We start from the raw sequence: 17,653 nt of genomic DNA on the forward strand, positions 1-17,653 counted from the left end.
AAAAATAGATTTAGTAATGACTTTGTGGAGTCATTCCCAAATGATGATCTTCGCTTTTTTTACCAGGTATTCCATAAGCATCCGCCCTACATTGAGTACATGCTCTGAATACTGGAATAATCTCTTCAACTTGTTCTCTTACACTTTCCATCATGGAACAGTCCGGACGAGAATAGTGTTTCATTTTAGCCAATGGAATTAATGGCAGAATATTCATCAAGGAAGCTCCTCTTTTTTTAACTTCCTTTGCAATTTCAACAATATGTTCATCATTTAATCCAGGAATTAAAACTGAATTAACTTTAACGACCATACCATTAGCTGCCGCCTTTTCAACACCTTCAAGTTGATTTTTAATTAATATTTCAACTGCTTCATAACCCTTATACACTTTTCCTTCATATTTTATGAAAGAATAAATGTCAACTGCAATATCAGGGTCAATTGCATTTATTGTTACAGTAACAGAATTTACTCCAAGTTCTGCAAGTTTATCTGCATATTTTGGAAGTAAAAGACCATTAGTACTCATACATTTGATTAAATCAGGTTGTTCAGTCGCTAATTTTTCAAAAAATTCAAATGTCTCTTCATTAGCAAGTGAATCTCCAGGTCCAGCTACCCCAACAACAGAAATTGGACCTTCAGCAGTAACTTCATTAATATGATCAATTGCAGAATCAGGATTCATGACACAGCTTGCAACGCCAGGTCTGTCTTCTTCATTATTAATATCTCTTGTACAAAAGTTACAGAAGATATTACACTTCGGTGCTACAGGTACATGCGCTCTTCCGACTTTATCATGCATTTTTTCATTAAAACATGGATGTGCTTTTGTTATGTGTGCAAATCTTGCACCTTTGTGTTCAGCCATACTCTCACCTCTCCGAAATATAACTTCGTTAATTTGTATTGATACGAACAAATATATAAAGTTTTCTACTTGCCATTATTTAACTCATCAATATATTCATGAGCCTTTTCAATCCATGCATCTTTAATTAACTCATCAGTAGCCACAACACACACGATATCTTCAGTAGACAAATCTTTAATAATTTTAAAACCTTCAGGCAATATTCTAAAGACCGCATCATAAATACGTCTTTGTAAATTAGAATGAGGGTCATCAACTACTAATGATTCTAACTCCAAATAATTACCAGATATTTCCAGTTGATATCTATTAGGTTGATAAATTTCATCCCTAGAGAATAATCTCCATAATCTTTTCAAGATATTTGGAAGATAGTTTTCATTATCAACTAAAATCATGGTAACATCCCTTTCTTTATCGTAAGTGAAATTAGCTACATCGCTAAATAAAACCACTTTAGAAGTTTTTTTCATTTTAATAGCTAAGACAAATACAGGATCATCAGGATTAACATAAGCTTTTAAATCATCTACAGATGCGCCAAGAACCAAATCTTGAAAGATTTGTTTAATGATGATTTCGTAAACTTCAGCACCCTTTTCATCATAGCATTCAACTAACATCAAATCAACCCTTAATCTATTTGTTATCTTGTCTGTGTCCCATTCCAGATACTAAAAGAGCTGCTCCGACAGCACCAATGTGTTGAGAATATTCAGGTACGATAACTTCTATTCCACCTAAGGTTTCGCTTACGGCTTCAACAAGACCTGAAATTAAACTTGTACCTCCCACTTGGATTAATGGTTCACGAATGTCAATTTCCTGAAGTTGCTGTTCATAAACTTGTTCAGATACTGAGTGACATGCCGCTGCAGCAACATCTGCTTTAGAACCTCCAGCTGCAAGAGTAGTAACAAGGTCCTGAATACCAAATACAATACAGTAAGAGTTTAACATTGCTTTTCTCCAATCTCCCTGCACTGCAAGCGGTCCCAGTTCAGTAATATCCACATCTAACCTACGGGAAGTCATATCTAAAAATCTTCCGGATGCACCAGCACAGATACCACCCATAGTGAAGTTGTCAGGAATACCATTATTAACAGTAATTACCTTGTTATCCATACCACCAATATCCAATACAGTAGCTTCACCTTTCTGACGGTCTGCCAAGTATACTGCACCTTTTGCATTTACAGACAACTCTTCCTGAATAAGTTCAGCGCCAAACTCCTGACCCATAGTGAACCTACCATAACCTGTAGTTCCAATACCATCAAGGTCATCCCAACCATAATCTGTTTGACCGAACGCTTCAGCAGCAGCTGTTTGAGCAGATTCAATGATATCTTTGGTAGATGTCCAACCAGTTCCAATAACTTCATTGTTTTCCATAAGCACTGCTTTTGTAGTGGTTGAACCTGAGTCAAGTCCAAGAGTAAGTCCTTCTTGTTTTTCACGGGCAAGAATATTTCTACGAGTTACGGTTGTAGCTAATGCTTCCATACGAATAAACAATTCATCAGCCTTTGTTCTTTCAGTGAAAGAGTAAGTAACTACTGGAATACGAGTATTGTTTTGTATGAATCTTCTTACTTCATTTCTAACCAATGCTGCTTCCGCACATCTAAAACAGGTTGCAATAAAAACTGCATCAGGTTTGGATCTGCCTTCAACAATAGCCATAGCCCTTGCAATCATTAATTTTAAACTTGAACTTTGGGCTGAAAATCCAAATTTTTCATAAGACTCATCAATATAGTCCAAATCGATTTCCGGAAGAATAATTTCAGCACCGAATTTATTTGCTGCTTTTTCTATTTCCTTTTGAATTCCACTATATTCTGTTCCACATGAAACTAAAGCAATTTTAACCATCTTATTATTCCTCCTCAGCAGTTTGTTCAAGTGAATCTACAAACTCATTGATTTGATTCACCATAACATATGTTTCATCTTGATTAGTTGGATAATTGAGTTCCAATACAGGAATACCTTTGTTTCTAAGCAAAAATATTGATAATTCATTGGTCCTTGCACAACCAATACAACCGAATCCATAAGGAGCTCCATCAACAACTATTGCTGCTTCAGCCTCATCTATAAGCGGTCCGATAATAGCCATTCTTCCACGAACACCAGATGGAACTTCAATAGCTGCATATTTAAGTCCTTTAATAGGATCTTCTTCAGTAATGTTCATTGGTGGAGAATCAATCTCCGGATCTTTAATCTTTTGTCTAATTTGTTTTTGTAAAACTAAAGGAGTATGACCTCTCCTTTCAAGTAAATCTGCCAAAATTAATGAATTTGGAGGATAAACTGCAATTTTAACCATGTTCTCACCCATATTATTTATTTTCTATACAATCATCCATAATCTTTTTAAATTCGTCAACATCAATTGGTTTTTTCTCTTCAAGTTCCACTTCTTTAGGATTTTCCAAAGCTTCAGCAACAAAACCAAGTATTCTATACTCTTTTTCCATTTGGTGGAATCCTTCCCTAGGCCCGAATCTGTGACCTCTGCATCTTCTAGGATCCCCTGGAGCGAAACCTCTTTCCTTAGTGAAAATGTGGTTTGGATCAAGTTTTCTTATTTCCTCAATTGCTTTGTAAACATCCTCACTTTTTCCACTAATCATGGACCCATAACAAGTGTTCTTAATTGTAAGAGGCAAATCAAGCATATGAAATTCGCTTACAATCTCTTGTTCACTTACATGAGCTCCCGGCCCGATAAAAATCATACGAGTAATTACGTCAGGATCCCAATCTTCTTTTCCCAAATCAGGACTCATTGTTAGATTCTGTGACATATACTACAACTCCTTCTTTTAATTTTTCAAGAGCATCATAATCAGAAACAATATCACCAATAATGTTTGTTGCTTCAAAAGCTTCGGCAGTCGGACCATATTCAAAATTATCTTCAAATCTGATACCAATCAAACCTGCACTTTTAGAAGCCATATTCGTAATACCGATTTGACCTCTTATAACCTTATCTACAGGGTTATTCTCAGGAACTAAACCTTTAGCAGATTTTTTATCCCCTTCAAACATAACAATATGCATTCCAGGTACTGCAAAATGAACTTTGATTTTACCGACAGGGTTCTCTAAAAGACCGGACAAACGTTTGAAGTATTTAACAGACCTTGGTGCATTATCTGCAAATTTAATCCTACATAAATCATCCTTATTAATTGATTTAGTAATTACTTTACCTTCTTTTAAAATATCAATTGTATGTTTAGGATTTTGTTCGACAATAATCGCATCATCATCAACCATCCCATCAATCAAATGTTCAACTCCCGCTTGAGTCAACATTTCTGTTGCTTCTTTTTGAGTTTTGTTTAAAAGCATTAATCTTTGACTTTCGGATTTTACAGTAATGAAATCATTTTCTTTTGCAACGTCAATAATTTCCATACCATTAACGATTTTACCTGCAGTAGTGTGATTAGGAGTTAAAACCCTATTTTCACGATAAATAAATAGTCTTCCAATACCCTTTCCAACATTTCTGATAGTGACTGTTCCCCTAAGCCTTTGAGTAGTGTGTTCTTTAGGCTTTTCGATTCCCTCCAAATCATAAAAGCCTATGAAAGATTCACTATCATAAGAAACTTTAATTCTTCCATCTTTGATTAATGAAAATAGATGCTCTACACAAACTGGAGACTCCTCATCAATTTCAAAAGAGATATAAGTAAATAACTCATTTCCTTCATCTAAAACAGTACTTAAATCAGATACTCCAATCATATCAGTGGTTGTGCTTCTTTCAATAATTGGTTCAATACCAATTATGGCATCATCATCTGTGAGATTTTCTAAAGTTTTCTTACCCCCAATAACACGGGCAAAAATACCCTTATTATATGGAGGTACACTATAAACGTTAGTTGTATTCGCTTTAAGTATGATTAAATGAGTAGACTCATTACTAAAACTGGATAAACTTAAAACAACATCCCCTTCAAAATATTTGTGTTCATCAGAAGTTGGTTCTAAATCAGTTACAACAGGACCAATAGCCACTTCAGTTGGAGTAGACCATCTTACATCCAAATCAACAAAATCCTCATATTGGTTTTTCCAAACATCAATTAAAGGTTTTGCTTCATCAGACTCGTCTAATTGGATGATAATGGAACCAGAATTTGTTTTAATTTTATACTTGTTTATATTTTTCTCAAGTTCCTTTTTTCCTTTAATCAAACAAACAATACTACCAGGAGTATATGGGGCGTTAGTTTCATCAATTACATCTTGAATTGTAGAATCCTCCGCCACATTTCTTTCTTCTCCATTAATTTTAATTAACATACAATCTCCTAATAAGAATTTTTAACATTTTATATTTATAATCCTTATATATATTAAAATTATTTATTTGAAATTCAAAAATTATATTTACACACAATTATAACAATTATAATAGTGGAGGTAAAAAAAATGGAATTTGGAAAAAAACATCTCTTTTGTTTGATAGTCATTTTAATTATAGCACTGTCTGCAATTTCAATTGCCAGCGCTTATACTGGAACAGGTTTTTCACATAACATACCCGGTTCAAAGTATTATGACATGTCTGCTTCAGATATCCTAAGCAAATATGGTAATACCGATTGCCACGTTGAAGAAAGCGCTGTCTGCACACAGGTGGTTGATGGAGATACAATATATTTGGACAATGGTAAAAAGATACGTTTCGTTGGTGTGAATACTCCCGAAAGAGGTGTTGAAGGATACATTACCTCTAAAAACTTTGTTCAAAAATTATGCCTAAATAAAGAAGTGGGAATAGATATTGACGATTCTAAAAACAATGACCGCTACGGGAGGACATTAGCGGTTGTTATTGTTGATGGAAAAAATGTGAATGAAATGCTTTTAAAAGAAGGCCTTGCAGAAGTGATGTATATGCCTCCAAGTGAATTCTATCCATATGACTGGGCAAATGGAGATACGCATGTTGCAAGCAGCCATTCATCCTCATCTTCCAGCCATTCACAACACACAAGTACTTCATCTTCAAGTTCATCAGACTCTGGAAGCTATGTTGGAAATGCCAATACTGGAAAATTCCACGATGCAGGATGCACTAGCGTCAGCAAAATGTCAGAAGGAAATAAAGTATTCTTTTCAAGTAGAGATGAAGCGATTAGTCAGGGATATGTGCCCTGCAAAATCTGCAATCCCTAATACAATCTTCCATACTTTATCTTTTGTACCTCTTTTTCAAATTTGTCGAAATCGAAATCATCACCAGAACCGTCAGAATATAGTAATCCTAATGAAAAAGCACGAATTAGACAAACTATAGGAATAATTATGCAGAAATATACTAAAAGTCCGACATATGGAACGAACATGGAAATGTAAAAGCATATGAATTCTATAATGGAAGTCAGGATAGGAATTATCAAAAATACTCCAAGCACTTTTAAAACACCTATGTTTCTAAGATCCCTATAGGATTGTGTAAAATCTACTGCCTTAGACAGACTATCATAATGAGCCAATCTGGCGGTTGCAATAAACTGCAAAATTGAAAATATAAAAAATACAATAGCAATTATACCTAAAATCAATCCCCATTGAACCAGAAATGAATTTAAATCATTTACTGAAAGGGACATGACCGCTCCAACTGGAATTAGAATTAAAAATAGAATCACGGGAATTATGCTGTAAACAATATCCAAAACAATTAGCTTTAAAGTATCTATAAAGTTCTTTTTAAGACTGACTTTTGGAATTTTAAATGATTCTTTTGTCCCATTTTTTACTACAGACAACATATATCCAGGCAATATGAAAATAAAAATAATTAATGAAATCAAACCTAAAATCATTACAATATTATTATCAGATATGAAGCCAAGCGGCAAAATTATGGCCAAAACAAATAGCAAAAAGGAAAAAATAAGTTCCTTGCCACTAAAGGGATACTTAAAAGAATTTGAAATAATCCTACTGAATTTCATGAAAATCACCTAAATATGAATATCGGATTTTTTTCTTGATTGAAAACTTCAATTTTTTCATCACGATATGTTAAATAAAGTGAATTGGAATCTGTAATTTCACCCACAACTTCTGCTTCAATGGAAAACCTTGCAAGATATTCTTTAATATAACCGCAGTAATCTTCATCAGCAGTGAAAACAAAACCTGAACCCGGATAAACCCGAAGCCAGTCAACCCATTCCATATTTTCATTTTTTGGAATATCTTCCAGATTAACAACTGCTCCTTTTTTGGAAGTTTCCAAAAGCATTTCCAAAGTTCCCAATATTCCAGGATTTGAAATGTCCTTTCCTGATTTGATATAATCGTTTTCAGCCAAATACTGAACTGCACTAATCTGATCGCGAACCAATTTTGCATCCTTATCATAAGTGGTGTCCCAATTTAGACTGAACATTTCATGAGGTTTGCCGTCAAGGTCAATTGCAACAATAACTTTATCCCCAACCTCGGCACCAAAACTAGTAATGATTTTATCTTTTTGAGCTATTCCAACAATTGCCACACCTAAAGAGTCGCTATCCCCATCAGGATGCAAGTGTCCTCCAACCATTGGAACGCCGAACTTTAAACATCCGTCATTTATGCCTCTCAATAAATCCTCATAGATATCATCATTTTTTATTGACATTATATTAACCATGGCTAGAGGCTTGCCGCCCATTGCAGCAATATCATTTACATTAACTAAAACTGCGCAGTATCCTGCCCAGTAAGGGTTAACATTCATTATCTGACCCCATATACCATCAGCAGCAATTAATACGACTTGATTATTACCAATGTCTATTGCAGAAGCATCATCCCCAATATCAATAACTACATCACCAGAAACATTGTAAGATTCCTTTAAAAGAGAAATGACGTTATCGATTGAACTTTTACGTGATACTCCTTCAAACTCTTGAATAGATTTTACAAGACTTTCCAAATCCACTTAAACACATCCGTTTAATCAATATAATTAATTTTGTATTTGCAATTAATATTATTTATTATTTCAATAATCTTTTGTTCAACTTGAGAGATATTTGAAAAATCAGAATTAATCTGATTATCGGTGAATAAATTCTTTTCAATAGCTTGTCCGCAGACATCATCAAAACCACTTTCAACTTCAAAGATGATGGAATTTTTAGCTTTGAATCCATTTTCCACAACCTTGTCCAAATCACCATCAGTAATTCCAACTATAGGTATATCAAATCTGTACAGAATATCAGAAGATATTAATGTCGTATCATCACCAATTGTAATAACCACATCACAACCCCTAAACCTGTAAACGTCCTCACCGGCATGGTCTAAAAATGCAACTTCAAAATCAGCATTGTCATCCCTTTGCAAAATGCGAGGAGTAACTTTGGCTTTTCTTAAAAGGCCAGTTTTAATAATTGCATTTTCAAGGTCAACTTCACCCAATTTTTCAACGCCATGCCCTTTTAGAGTTCCACCTACAATATCCACAATCACATTATCCTTTGCAATTAATGTAAGCTTGTCCGAATCAGTTTTACCGATGACCACACTGTTAACCATGATATTTTCACCAGGACTTACGCCATGAACTATCCTATGAGTATGATTATCAGGAATATCATCCTGTTTAATGTGGTTATCATAAACCTCTTCTGGAGTTATTAAAGTCAAATTTAGCCTATGAGCCAAATCCTTCGCCAATTCGAAGTTTCCATTCCAAGGTATGACACTACCATCATCCTCACCAGGCCTTTCAATTTGAATAACAGGAATTGAATTATCATCAATTTTTTGAACATAATGATTATAAACCTTATATCCAAAAACTTGGCCTGTAACATCAGATTTTCCATAATTAAGCAAAAAGATTACATCAACATTATCATCATGAAATATTTTTAAGGAATCGCTTGGAACCAGTTTTTTTCGAATATCTATAATGTTTTCCAAGCTGGCATCAATTACCGCAGTCCTGCCCATTGTTCCTCCAAGCCTTGCAGTAACCTCACCGTACTCCTTAAGCAAATCAATTAATTTTAAAGCATAACCGGAATCAATTATATTAGGGCCATGAACCACTACGCCAATTTTCATCTATTCACCTTAATTCTTTTTTTAAATATTTTAGATCCACATATTTCACAATCATCAAATGGATAATCCTCATCATATTCCTTTTTACATCCTTCACAAACCTTTTTCCAGTTATAAATTCCTTTAATTCCATCAGTAATGATTCCAGAATATGGAATATCCATTATCCTTAAAGTATTTTGTATGGTATAATCATCACTAATGACCTTTACATTTTCACCTTCCCTAAACTTCATATAAGCCAGTGAAATTAATTTTTTATCAGGAACAGATAACCTTAAAACATCCCCCGACTTGGAAATGATTTCTTCAACCGATTCCACATACTCGGCAGGAACATCCTGAATAGTCAGTCTATTTTCGGCAAGTGCAGCGTCAAATTTTAAACGTGACTCAAAATCTTTTATCTCAGAAGTTATTTCAGGGACTGTAAAATTATTTTTAGAATCTAATTGAAAGCCATTGATAAAAGCTGATGCATCTAAAATATAAACAATTTCCATACCACTATTTTTATTTTAAAATTAAATAAAACTTGGCAAAATTTTATTCAAATGGTGAAAAATATCCAAGAATACAGAATTATAAAAAACAGTTTAGAATACTACTATACTGCCCATTAATGATAAAATGAATTTAATCTAAATTAAAAGAAATAGGGGGCAAATAGGGATGAAATGGGGGGAAAATATGGTGGAAATTTGAAAAAATATATTTAAAATTTGAAAATATATCTTATATTGCAAAATAATTCGTGAATACGACATATGATATTCATGAATGAAAAAAATCGGAGGTCGAAAAAATGATTAATTCATATGATTTAAATAATGAAATACAATTTCTTGCAAAATCCGAAATTCGGCTAAAAATAATTGGCGAACTAGAAAAAAATCCAAAAACTGTCAAAGAACTGGTAAACACAACAAACATTACCTATAGTTCCATTTCAAGCAACCTGGTGAAGCTTGAGGAACGCAACTATGTCATAAAAAAGAAAAATAAGTATCACTTGAAGCCATTGAGCAAAATTTATTATAGAAATCTAATGGACTTCAAAATGAGCGTCGATTTAATAACCACTTTCGATGACTTCTGGGGCAGACATAACATTGACCAATTAACTCTTGATTCAATTCAAAACATCAATGACTTAAAAGATTCAGAACTAATAAAAACAACACCCCTAGACATTTACAAAACACACAATACAATTAAAGAAAAAATGATTACATCCAAAAGTCTTAAAGCTATTTTTCCATATCTCCATCCAGAGTATCCCCAATTGATTGAGAATATCCTGAAAAATAACGGAAAGGTTGAGATAGTCTTACCCAGAAACATGTTTTCTAAAATGATTCTTGAGATAAATGAGGATATACGAAAGCCTGCAACTGCAAAAGGTGATTTGAAAGTATATGCCACATCAAAAGAACTGAATCTATATCTGACATTATGCGATGATACAATGAGCTTAGGGTTGTTTAAAAATGACGGCAGCTTTGATCAGAACAGACTTTTAATTTCATCAAGTGAAAAATCACAAAAATGGGCAAATAATCTTTTTACAAGTATAAAAGAAAAAATGTGATTAAAATGACAAATTTACAGACAAAAAATCAATTAAATGAAGAGTACAAAAATATTAAATATATATTAACATCAACTATGCGATCCAAATTAATTTTGGCAATGTATAGCTGTTCTCGAAATCTAGAAGAATTGAGAAATGATTTAAAAAAGCCTTCAGCAACAATATTGCATGGCCTTAAAGAGTTAGAGACAGAAAATCTAGTTAAAAAAGTTCAAAAAAAGTATCAGTTAACATCAAATGGATTTCTTCTAGCTACAAACATGATAAAACTTATTGAAAATTGGTCAGCAATTAACAACAATACCGAATTTTGGGATAATCATGACCTCACATGCATTCCAAAGGAACTTCTAAAGAATATGCATCTTTTAAAGGATGCAAACTACATAACATCAACAACAAGCGACCTTTCTAATGCATTCAACAAGTATATAGACCTAATATCAAATTCCATAGAATTGAAAATTATAATGCCAATATACTCAGAAAATCACTTTAAACACATCATTGAGTTGTTAAATAATAATAAATTAAAATATATAGAACTAATAATAAGTGAAGAGATTTTAAAAGCAATAAAAATAAATGGAACTTTTAGAAAATACCTGCTTGAAAATAAAAAAGTAAAAATAATTTGCGTTAAAGAAAATTTGAAATTGTTTTTAACTTACTCACATGATTTCATGTCACTAACTCTCTTTTTTAAAGACGGGCATTATGATGATTCACAAATGCTAATTGGAAAATCTACCAACAGCTTAAAATGGGCCTCTGAAGTTTATTCAATATACAGGAGGTGAAAAAACATGGAGAATGATAATTCCTCCAAATTCATTTGCGAAATGAACAATTTAATTTTGGGAAGAAAAGGAGGCAACACTACTGTTAGAATTATCGATGAGATATTAAAACATCCTTATAATGCCAATCAATTATCAAAAGAATTGAATTTAGATTATAAGACCGTGAAATATCACATCTATTTAGTTTTAAAATCAGAAGTAGTTGTGCAAAATGAAATGAAGTATGGCACTTTGTTTTATCCTTCTCAAAAATTAATAAATAATTTAAGTGAATATGAACAAATTAAAAAGCACTTAAAATAAAGAAATGTGATATTATGAAAAGTGAAACTGCAAAGGAACATTATGATAATTCATCTAAAGATATCAAATGTGCAATAATTACTCTAAGTGACAGCAGGAAATCAAAAAAAGCAGATCTCTCCGGGCAATACATAGAAAAAGAAATTGAAACAAAATATTCCCTGAATTCAAGAATTATAATCCCTGATGAAAAAGAAGATTTATTATCATCCATTGAAAAATTAATTGAAGATAATGTTGATGTTATCATCACGACAGGAGGAACTGGGCTAGATGCCAGAGACATTACTGTTGAAACTGTAGAAGAGCTTTTCGAAAAAAGATTAGACGGTTTCGGCGAGCTATTCCGAGCTAAATCGTATGAAGAAATTGGTGCTGCAGCATTATTATCACGAGCAACAGCTGGAATATACAGGAAAACAGTAATTTTTTCAATGCCAGGTTCACCAAATGCTGTGAAAACTGGACTAAGTCTAATTATTGATGAACTACCACATTTTGTTCATCATGTAAAAAAATAATTTAATGATGAAATTTACTTTCATCATTTTTCTTTTTTTTTAATCAAAAAATTCATTGACAGTGATTAAAGGTTCAAGTGTTATGCCTTCTTTTTCAAATGCTTCAATGGCGCCTTCTTGTCTGTCAACAACAACAAATGCTCTTTTTACATTACCGCCATTGTCTTGAATAGCTGTAATTGCTTTTAAAAGTGAGCCACCAGTAGTTGATACATCTTCAACAACAATAACATTATCCCCTTCTAAAAGTTCACCTTCAATTAATTTTGAAGTTCCGTATCCCTTTTTTTCTTTACGAATCATTAATAAAGGAAGTTTAGATTCAAGAGAAACTGCAGTAGCTATAGGAACCGCACCTAATGCAGGACCTGCAACTTTATCAATGTCCTCATCTTTAATCTTATCACTAATCAATTTGGAAATTGTAGACAAAATTTCAGGTTCTGTAATGGCTTTTTTCATATTGATATAATAATTGCTCTTTTTACCAGAAGATAATGTAAAGTCGCCCTCAAGGAAAACTTCATTATCCTTCAATAAATCGATTAGATATTCTTTTGATATCATGTTAATCAATTATAATAAATCATCTTCGCCTTTAAGCAAAACTTTATCACCAATTACTTTTACAAGTTCCATTGGAATTACGTTTTCGCTAGCTTTAATCTGTTCAGAGAATCCTGTTTTTTTAATTACAAGGTCAGTAATTTCAAAAGTATCCTTATCAAAAAGCACATCATTAATTTTACCGACGATTTGAATATCTGCATCAAGAACTTCTTTTCCAAATAGTTCATCTTTAATTCTCATGTAATCACCAAAAAATTTTTATTAATATATATTTATTAGTTCATTCCCTATTATATACTTATTTTTGATTCAAAGGAAATTTTGACTTGAAAATAGCAAATTGTTTTAAATACAAACAACATATTAACAATGTAATCAGGTGAATCTATGGAAAATAACAATTTTAGTGTATCCCAAATAAATTCATACTTAAAGAAAAAGTTCAACATGGACCCTAAATTAAAAAATATCCAAGTCAAGGGAGAGCTTTCAAATTATAAATCTTACGCCAACGGCCATGATTATTTTACACTAAAAGATGAAAATTCACAAATTAAAGGAGTTTTATATAAAGGAAGAAAAAGGAACCTTGAATTTGAACCTGAAAATGGAATGAAAGTAATAATCAAAGGCAGCATTGAAGTTTATGAAAAAAACGGATATTATCAGCTGAAAGCCAATACAATCAAAAAGGATGGAATTGGTGATTTGTATATAGCCTTTGAAAAGCTAAAGAAAAAGCTTCAAAGTGAAGGATTATTTGACAAAGAACATAAAAAAGAAATACCAAAGTATCCCAAAAGAATTGGAGTCATAACTGCCAAAACCGGAGCAGCCATTAAGGATATAATCACAACCATCAACAGAAGATATCCCCAATGTGAAATTTATGTTTTCTCAACATTGGTTCAGGGAGATTTCGCAGCTCCCCAAATTGTAAGCCAACTGAAAAGATCACAGAAATATGATTTGGACACCATTATCATCGGCAGAGGCGGAGGAAGCATTGAAGATTTATGGCCATTCAATGAAGAAATTGTTGCAAGAGAAATATTTGATTGCAAAATACCAATAATCAGTGCTGTAGGACATGAAACCGATTTTACAATATCTGATTTTGCAGCTGATTTGAGGGCACCTACACCAACTGCTGCGGCTGAACTTGCAGTTCCCCAAACGGACGAATTGAATAACAGAATATATCAAATCAGTAAAAGATTAACTAAAATCATAGAAAATAAGATTTCAAACAATAAAGAAAGATTAGACAATATCTGTAAAAAACAGATTATTAAAAATCCCGAATCAATCTATGATATCAAACAGATGCACCTGGACCAGTTAATAAATAACCTTGATCACTCTTCAAAGGACATAATCACTAAAAATAAAAGCAAGCTACAGCTTCTTGAAAATAATGCCGTGCTGAAAAATCCAAAAAACATTTACGAGAACAAAAAAACACACCTCAACAACCTGATAAAGAATCTTAACTATTCATCAAAAAACATAATAACAGAAAACAAAAACAAATTAGAGATAATAAAAAGCTCAAAAATACTGAAAAATCCAAATGATATTAAAAATAAAAAAGAAGAAAGACTTATAGTTAATGTTGACAAGTTATCAATTTTAAATCCTCTACTGACATTGAAAAGAGGTTATTCAATAGCCAAATCGAAAGATAAAGTGATAAAAAGCGTGAAAGATGTTGAAAGTGGAGATGAAGTAGACATCAAAGTTGATGATGGAACTATAAATACAAAGGTGATATAATGGAAAATTTAAGTTTTGAAGAAAGTTTAGAAAAACTGGAAGAAATTGTAAACAAATTAGAAAGCGGAAACGTCCCCCTTGATGATGCGATTGATGAATTCAACAATGCAATGCAACTTGTAAAAGTATGTAACAATAAGTTAAACAATGCTGAACAGGCCATTGCTAAAATAGTTGAAGATAACGGAGAGTTAATCGATTTCAATATTAACGAATGAAATAGTCTATCCAATACTCCAACAATTTTTTTATTGGATAGCTTTCACATTTATTCTTAATCGAAATGGACAGTTTCCTGGCTTCATCCCTTTTAATTAAATTGGCATCAACTTCATCAATTAAATTTAAAATGGATGATGTTATGGCAACATTATCCTGTTTTTTCATATCCTTTTGCAATAATTTTATAAATTCAAATTTATCATAATCCAAATTATTATAAAATTCATTGATATCCAAATAATATCGATTTAACCTAACCAATGCATTTGATTGAGACTTTTGAGAAATCCAAACCTGTTTTTTTATAGCTTTTTTAGTTGATTCAATAACGCTTTTAGCAATCAGCTCCCCCAGTTTTGAATGCTTGCCTGCATTTGTTAAAGTGTTATCCGATTCAAGATTGGAAAAGATTGCTATACCATCAGTACCTGTACCCGTTGCATATCCGTTGGAATACTGGGAAGGTATTTTCAAATCATTCAATGCCACCGTTTTCGCTTCGGTTGCAGTCATAACCGCATCAATTAGAGTATCATCATTTAAGGCAACATTGGTTAAAATTATCGTATTGATTGTGCCGAATTTACCATATTCCTCATAGTAAGAAGAGGAATCACCTGCCCGTGAAGCGTTTGTTCTCACGCCCGCTGTCGTAAGGACTGTAATTTCTAAGTTTTTAAAAGATTTTTCAACAATGCTTACATTATTCATTTTTGCAAGAGTGATAAGGCCAGTGGATTGTTTATAATCAATATCAAAATTATTGCAGAGATTAATCAAATATTCCCGCACATCATGGTCAGTTAAATAATCAATGTTTTCTTGAGACAAATGATGATTAAAGACTGATTTTAGATTAGTTGAAATTCCACCATTTAATTTGGATGTTGAAATTCCCCTACGTTTAACTGAAAACTTAATAAAAATAGTGTCTTTTAAATAATATACTTCATCATCAAGTGATGTTTTGAAAATAAGCCTGTGCTTCATAAAAATAAAAAAAGAAAAGAAATTATAAAAATTTCTTTAGATTTACATCATTGGAGGCATTCCGCCCATTGCGGAAGGATCCATACCCATGTCTTCAGGGCCTTTTGTGGATGCAATTACATCATCGATTCTTAAAATCATTTCAGCTGCTTCAGATGCAGATTGGATTGCTTGTTTTTTGACACGTTTAGGTTCAATTACACCAGCTTCTTTCATATCTGCTACTTCACCAGTGAATACATCTAATCCCATGTAGAATGAGTCTTCTTGTGCAGCTCTTAAATCTACTAATGAGTCGATGCTGTCTAAACCTGCGTTTTCAGCTAAGGTTTTTGGTACGATTTCTAAAGCTTCTGCAAATGCGTTTACAGCTAATTGTTCTCTTCCAGAAATGGATTCTGCGTAATCTTTGAGTTTTTTAGCCATTGCAATTTCAGGAGCTCCTCCACCAGCAACAACTTTGTCATCTTCTACAGTAGCTGCTACAACACCGATTGCATCTTCAATTGCTCTTACAATTTCATCTACAATGTGTTTGGTACTACCTCTTACGAATAAGGTTACTGATTTTGCACCGGAACATTCTTCTACGAAGATCATGTCTTCACCGGAGATTTTTCTTTCTTCAACAGTTCCAGCAATACCTAAATCATCTTCGGTTAAGTCATCTAAGTTAGTTACAACATTAGCACCGGTTGCTCTGGATAATTTTTCAATGTCAGATTTTTTAACTCTTCTTACAGCTAAAACGCCAGCTTTGGATAAGTAGTGTTGTGCTAAATCATCAATACCTTTTTGTGCGAATAATACGTTTGCACCAGCGCCAACTACTTTATCTACCATGTCTTTAACCATTTTTTCTTCTTGTTCAATGAAAGCTTGCATTTGAGCAGGGTCAGTAATGGTAATTTCAGCGTCCATTTCAGTTTCTTTTACTTCTAATGGAGCGTTGATTAATGCGATTTTTGCATCTTTGATTTCAGATGGCATACCTGGGTGTACTCTTTCTTTGTCTACAATTACACCTTCAACTAAGTTGGATTCTTCAACAACAGCACCATCTTTTTTCTCGATTTTGATGTTATCGATATCAACTTCACCGTCTTCTTCTACTGCTTCAACAGCTTCAACGATTAATTTTGCTAATGGTTCACGTGCTGCTTCGGTTCCTTTACCAGTCATAGCAGTCATAGCTACTTTGAGTAAAATTTCAGAATCTACATCATCGATTGCGATTTCATCTAAGATTTCTTGTGCTTTTTCTGCTGCTTTTCTGTATCCCATAGCTATGATAGTTGGGTGAATGTCAGAATCGAGTAAGTTTTCGGATTTTTTTAATAATTCTCCAGCAATGATAACTGCAGTAGTAGTTCCGTCTCCAACTTCGTCTTCTTGGGTTTTTGCAACTTCTACGAGCATTTTTGCTGCAGGATGTTCAATATCCATTTCTTTTAAGATTGTTACACCGTCGTTGGTTACTACAATATCACCAAGTCCGTCAACTAACATTTTGTCCATTCCTTTTGGACCTAAAGTAGTTCTTACAGTTTCAGCTAATACTTTTCCAGCTAAAATGTTATTTCTTTGTGCATCTCTACCGACAGACCTGTTAGTACCTTCAGGTAAAATAAAAATTGGTTGTCCTTGTGCCATTAATAATCACCTTTTTTTAATTTTATAAAATAAATTAGATCAGTTTAAATATCAACATGAGAAAATAAGTTTTAGTGTTGACTAAACCTTTCTACATAATACATGAGTTTAAGGTTATATAAATACTTTATGGTATAAAGTAAATAAAAGTAAGAAAAATAATATCAAACATTATCCCAAAAAAATTAATCCAATATAATGAGATTATGCTTTGATAATT

General features: G+C 32.8%; 21 protein-coding genes. 7 read left to right on the forward strand and 14 right to left on the reverse strand.

Annotated features, from left to right (window positions below):
* Positions 1-10: 10 nt before the first annotated feature.
* The 6 genes from QZ143_RS01130 to QZ143_RS01155 all read right to left on the reverse strand — a co-directional run bounded on the left by QZ143_RS01130 (position 11) and on the right by QZ143_RS01155 (position 5,221).
* Positions 11-877, reverse strand: a complete 867-nt coding sequence (locus QZ143_RS01130; protein ID WP_292880396.1) for a radical SAM protein — start codon at positions 875-877, stop codon at positions 11-13.
* A gap of 65 nt (positions 878-942) precedes the next feature.
* Positions 943-1,503: a methanogenesis marker 17 protein gene (locus QZ143_RS01135; protein WP_292605209.1), complete on the reverse strand. Its 561-nt coding sequence runs from the start codon at positions 1,501-1,503 to the stop codon at positions 943-945.
* A 16-nt stretch (positions 1,504-1,519) separates the two neighbouring features.
* A complete protein-coding gene (locus QZ143_RS01140) occupies positions 1,520-2,761 on the reverse strand; it encodes a methanogenesis marker 15 protein (protein WP_292605211.1) in 1,242 nt (413 codons plus the stop codon).
* 4 nt (positions 2,762-2,765) lie between these two features.
* Complete coding sequence (locus QZ143_RS01145) at positions 2,766-3,221, reverse strand: methanogenesis marker 5 protein (protein ID WP_292605213.1); 456 nt, start codon at positions 3,219-3,221, stop codon at positions 2,766-2,768.
* 13 nt (positions 3,222-3,234) lie between these two features.
* The gene (locus QZ143_RS01150; protein ID WP_292605215.1) at positions 3,235-3,702 is read right to left on the reverse strand and encodes a methanogenesis marker 6 protein; all 468 of its coding nucleotides are present in this window, start codon (positions 3,700-3,702) and stop codon (positions 3,235-3,237) included.
* Positions 3,674-5,221, reverse strand: coding sequence for a methanogenesis marker 3 protein (locus tag QZ143_RS01155; protein WP_292880399.1), 1,548 nt, complete (start codon positions 5,219-5,221; stop codon positions 3,674-3,676). Before QZ143_RS01155 ends, QZ143_RS01150 begins: the two co-directional genes overlap by 29 nt.
* A gap of 129 nt (positions 5,222-5,350) precedes the next feature.
* Between QZ143_RS01155 and QZ143_RS01160 the strand changes: the two genes are divergently transcribed.
* The gene (locus tag QZ143_RS01160; protein ID WP_292880402.1) at positions 5,351-6,100 is read left to right on the forward strand and encodes a thermonuclease family protein; all 750 of its coding nucleotides are present in this window, start codon (positions 5,351-5,353) and stop codon (positions 6,098-6,100) included.
* Here QZ143_RS01160 and QZ143_RS01165 read toward each other — a convergent pair.
* From QZ143_RS01165 to QZ143_RS01180, 4 genes are read right to left on the reverse strand one after another with little or no spacing between them, the layout of a single operon-like run.
* Positions 6,097-6,885 (reverse strand): DUF4013 domain-containing protein, encoded by a 789-nt coding sequence (locus QZ143_RS01165; RefSeq protein WP_292880405.1) that lies wholly within the window; start codon positions 6,883-6,885, stop codon positions 6,097-6,099. The genes QZ143_RS01160 and QZ143_RS01165 overlap by 4 nt on opposite strands.
* 5 nt (positions 6,886-6,890) lie before the next feature.
* Entirely contained in the window at positions 6,891-7,865 is a 975-nt protein-coding gene (locus QZ143_RS01170) for a methanogenesis marker 2 protein (RefSeq protein ID WP_292880407.1), read from the reverse strand.
* A 14-nt stretch (positions 7,866-7,879) separates the two neighbouring features.
* A complete protein-coding gene (locus QZ143_RS01175; protein WP_292880410.1) occupies positions 7,880-9,001 on the reverse strand; it encodes a DUF2117 domain-containing protein in 1,122 nt (373 codons plus the stop codon).
* Positions 8,998-9,504, reverse strand: coding sequence for a ribonuclease VapC (locus QZ143_RS01180; protein ID WP_292605229.1), 507 nt, complete (start codon positions 9,502-9,504; stop codon positions 8,998-9,000). Before QZ143_RS01180 ends, QZ143_RS01175 begins: the two co-directional genes overlap by 4 nt.
* A 302-nt stretch (positions 9,505-9,806) precedes the next feature.
* Here QZ143_RS01180 and QZ143_RS01185 point away from each other — a divergent pair, with 302 nt between their 5' ends.
* Genes QZ143_RS01185 through QZ143_RS01200 form a run of 4 tightly spaced genes read left to right on the forward strand, consistent with a single transcriptional unit; the run spans position 9,807 to position 12,222 of the window.
* Positions 9,807-10,592, forward strand: coding sequence for a transcriptional regulator FilR1 domain-containing protein (locus QZ143_RS01185; protein ID WP_292605231.1), 786 nt, complete (start codon positions 9,807-9,809; stop codon positions 10,590-10,592).
* Between the two features lie 5 nt (positions 10,593-10,597).
* Positions 10,598-11,395, forward strand: coding sequence for a transcriptional regulator FilR1 domain-containing protein (locus tag QZ143_RS01190; protein ID WP_292880412.1), 798 nt, complete (start codon positions 10,598-10,600; stop codon positions 11,393-11,395).
* Positions 11,396-11,401: 6 nt separating this feature from the next.
* A complete protein-coding gene (locus tag QZ143_RS01195; RefSeq protein WP_292605235.1) occupies positions 11,402-11,701 on the forward strand; it encodes an ArsR family transcriptional regulator in 300 nt (99 codons plus the stop codon).
* Positions 11,702-11,715: 14 nt separating this feature from the next.
* Complete coding sequence (locus tag QZ143_RS01200; protein ID WP_292605237.1) at positions 11,716-12,222, forward strand: MogA/MoaB family molybdenum cofactor biosynthesis protein; 507 nt, start codon at positions 11,716-11,718, stop codon at positions 12,220-12,222.
* A 39-nt stretch (positions 12,223-12,261) separates the two neighbouring features.
* Here the strand turns inward: QZ143_RS01200 and pyrE are convergent, their stop codons facing one another.
* Entirely contained in the window at positions 12,262-12,789 is a 528-nt protein-coding gene (gene pyrE, locus QZ143_RS01205) for an orotate phosphoribosyltransferase (protein ID WP_292880489.1), read from the reverse strand.
* A 9-nt stretch (positions 12,790-12,798) separates the two neighbouring features.
* Positions 12,799-13,032, reverse strand: a complete 234-nt coding sequence (locus QZ143_RS01210; RefSeq protein ID WP_292605241.1) for a PRC-barrel domain-containing protein — start codon at positions 13,030-13,032, stop codon at positions 12,799-12,801.
* Between the two features lie 147 nt (positions 13,033-13,179).
* Here QZ143_RS01210 and xseA point away from each other — a divergent pair, with 147 nt between their 5' ends.
* Positions 13,180-14,568 (forward strand): exodeoxyribonuclease VII large subunit, encoded by a 1,389-nt coding sequence (xseA, locus tag QZ143_RS01215; protein ID WP_292880416.1) that lies wholly within the window; start codon positions 13,180-13,182, stop codon positions 14,566-14,568.
* Positions 14,568-14,786, forward strand: coding sequence for an exodeoxyribonuclease VII small subunit (xseB, locus tag QZ143_RS01220; protein WP_292605245.1), 219 nt, complete (start codon positions 14,568-14,570; stop codon positions 14,784-14,786). Before xseA ends, xseB begins: the two co-directional genes overlap by 1 nt.
* Here xseB and QZ143_RS01225 read toward each other — a convergent pair.
* Together QZ143_RS01225 and thsA are read right to left on the reverse strand one after the other, a co-directional pair.
* Positions 14,776-15,780 carry an adenosylcobinamide amidohydrolase gene (locus tag QZ143_RS01225; protein ID WP_292880419.1) on the reverse strand — a complete coding sequence of 335 codons (1,005 nt, stop codon included), beginning with the start codon at positions 15,778-15,780 and terminating at the stop codon, positions 14,776-14,778. The two genes, xseB and QZ143_RS01225, sit on opposite strands and share 11 nt — an antisense overlap.
* A gap of 42 nt (positions 15,781-15,822) precedes the next feature.
* A complete protein-coding gene (gene thsA, locus QZ143_RS01230) occupies positions 15,823-17,433 on the reverse strand; it encodes a thermosome subunit alpha (RefSeq protein ID WP_292880422.1) in 1,611 nt (536 codons plus the stop codon).
* Positions 17,434-17,653 lie beyond the last annotated feature (220 nt).

It is taken from the genome of Methanobrevibacter sp. UBA188 (assembly GCF_905234905.1).
Classification (GTDB): Archaea; Methanobacteriota; Methanobacteria; order Methanobacteriales; family Methanobacteriaceae; genus Methanocatella.

Excerpts from the sequence above, each read along its gene's own strand:
- QZ143_RS01225 (WP_292880419.1), bottom strand. The coding sequence starts at position 15,780 with ATGAAGCACAGGCTTATTTTCAAAACATCACTTGATGATGAAGTATAT.
- QZ143_RS01150 (WP_292605215.1), bottom strand. The coding sequence starts at position 3,702 with ATGTCACAGAATCTAACAATGAGTCCTGATTTGGGAAAAGAAGATTGG.
- QZ143_RS01130 (WP_292880396.1), bottom strand. The coding sequence starts at position 877 with ATGGCTGAACACAAAGGTGCAAGATTTGCACACATAACAAAAGCACAT.
- QZ143_RS01140 (WP_292605211.1), bottom strand. The coding sequence starts at position 2,761 with ATGGTTAAAATTGCTTTAGTTTCATGTGGAACAGAATATAGTGGAATT.
- pyrE (WP_292880489.1), bottom strand. The coding sequence starts at position 12,789 with ATGATATCAAAAGAATATCTAATCGATTTATTGAAGGATAATGAAGTT.
- QZ143_RS01155 (WP_292880399.1), bottom strand. The coding sequence starts at position 5,221 with ATGTTAATTAAAATTAATGGAGAAGAAAGAAATGTGGCGGAGGATTCT.
- QZ143_RS01185 (WP_292605231.1), top strand. The coding sequence starts at position 9,807 with ATGATTAATTCATATGATTTAAATAATGAAATACAATTTCTTGCAAAA.
- QZ143_RS01190 (WP_292880412.1), top strand. The coding sequence starts at position 10,598 with ATGACAAATTTACAGACAAAAAATCAATTAAATGAAGAGTACAAAAAT.
- QZ143_RS01145 (WP_292605213.1), bottom strand. The coding sequence starts at position 3,221 with ATGGTTAAAATTGCAGTTTATCCTCCAAATTCATTAATTTTGGCAGAT.
- xseB (WP_292605245.1), top strand. The coding sequence starts at position 14,568 with ATGGAAAATTTAAGTTTTGAAGAAAGTTTAGAAAAACTGGAAGAAATT.
- QZ143_RS01210 (WP_292605241.1), bottom strand. The coding sequence starts at position 13,032 with ATGAGAATTAAAGATGAACTATTTGGAAAAGAAGTTCTTGATGCAGAT.
- QZ143_RS01160 (WP_292880402.1), top strand. The coding sequence starts at position 5,351 with ATGGAATTTGGAAAAAAACATCTCTTTTGTTTGATAGTCATTTTAATT.
- xseA (WP_292880416.1), top strand. The coding sequence starts at position 13,180 with ATGGAAAATAACAATTTTAGTGTATCCCAAATAAATTCATACTTAAAG.
- QZ143_RS01135 (WP_292605209.1), bottom strand. The coding sequence starts at position 1,503 with ATGTTAGTTGAATGCTATGATGAAAAGGGTGCTGAAGTTTACGAAATC.
- QZ143_RS01175 (WP_292880410.1), bottom strand. The coding sequence starts at position 9,001 with ATGAAAATTGGCGTAGTGGTTCATGGCCCTAATATAATTGATTCCGGT.
- QZ143_RS01200 (WP_292605237.1), top strand. The coding sequence starts at position 11,716 with ATGAAAAGTGAAACTGCAAAGGAACATTATGATAATTCATCTAAAGAT.
- QZ143_RS01195 (WP_292605235.1), top strand. The coding sequence starts at position 11,402 with ATGGAGAATGATAATTCCTCCAAATTCATTTGCGAAATGAACAATTTA.
- thsA (WP_292880422.1), bottom strand. The coding sequence starts at position 17,433 with ATGGCACAAGGACAACCAATTTTTATTTTACCTGAAGGTACTAACAGG.
- QZ143_RS01180 (WP_292605229.1), bottom strand. The coding sequence starts at position 9,504 with ATGGAAATTGTTTATATTTTAGATGCATCAGCTTTTATCAATGGCTTT.
- QZ143_RS01165 (WP_292880405.1), bottom strand. The coding sequence starts at position 6,885 with ATGAAATTCAGTAGGATTATTTCAAATTCTTTTAAGTATCCCTTTAGT.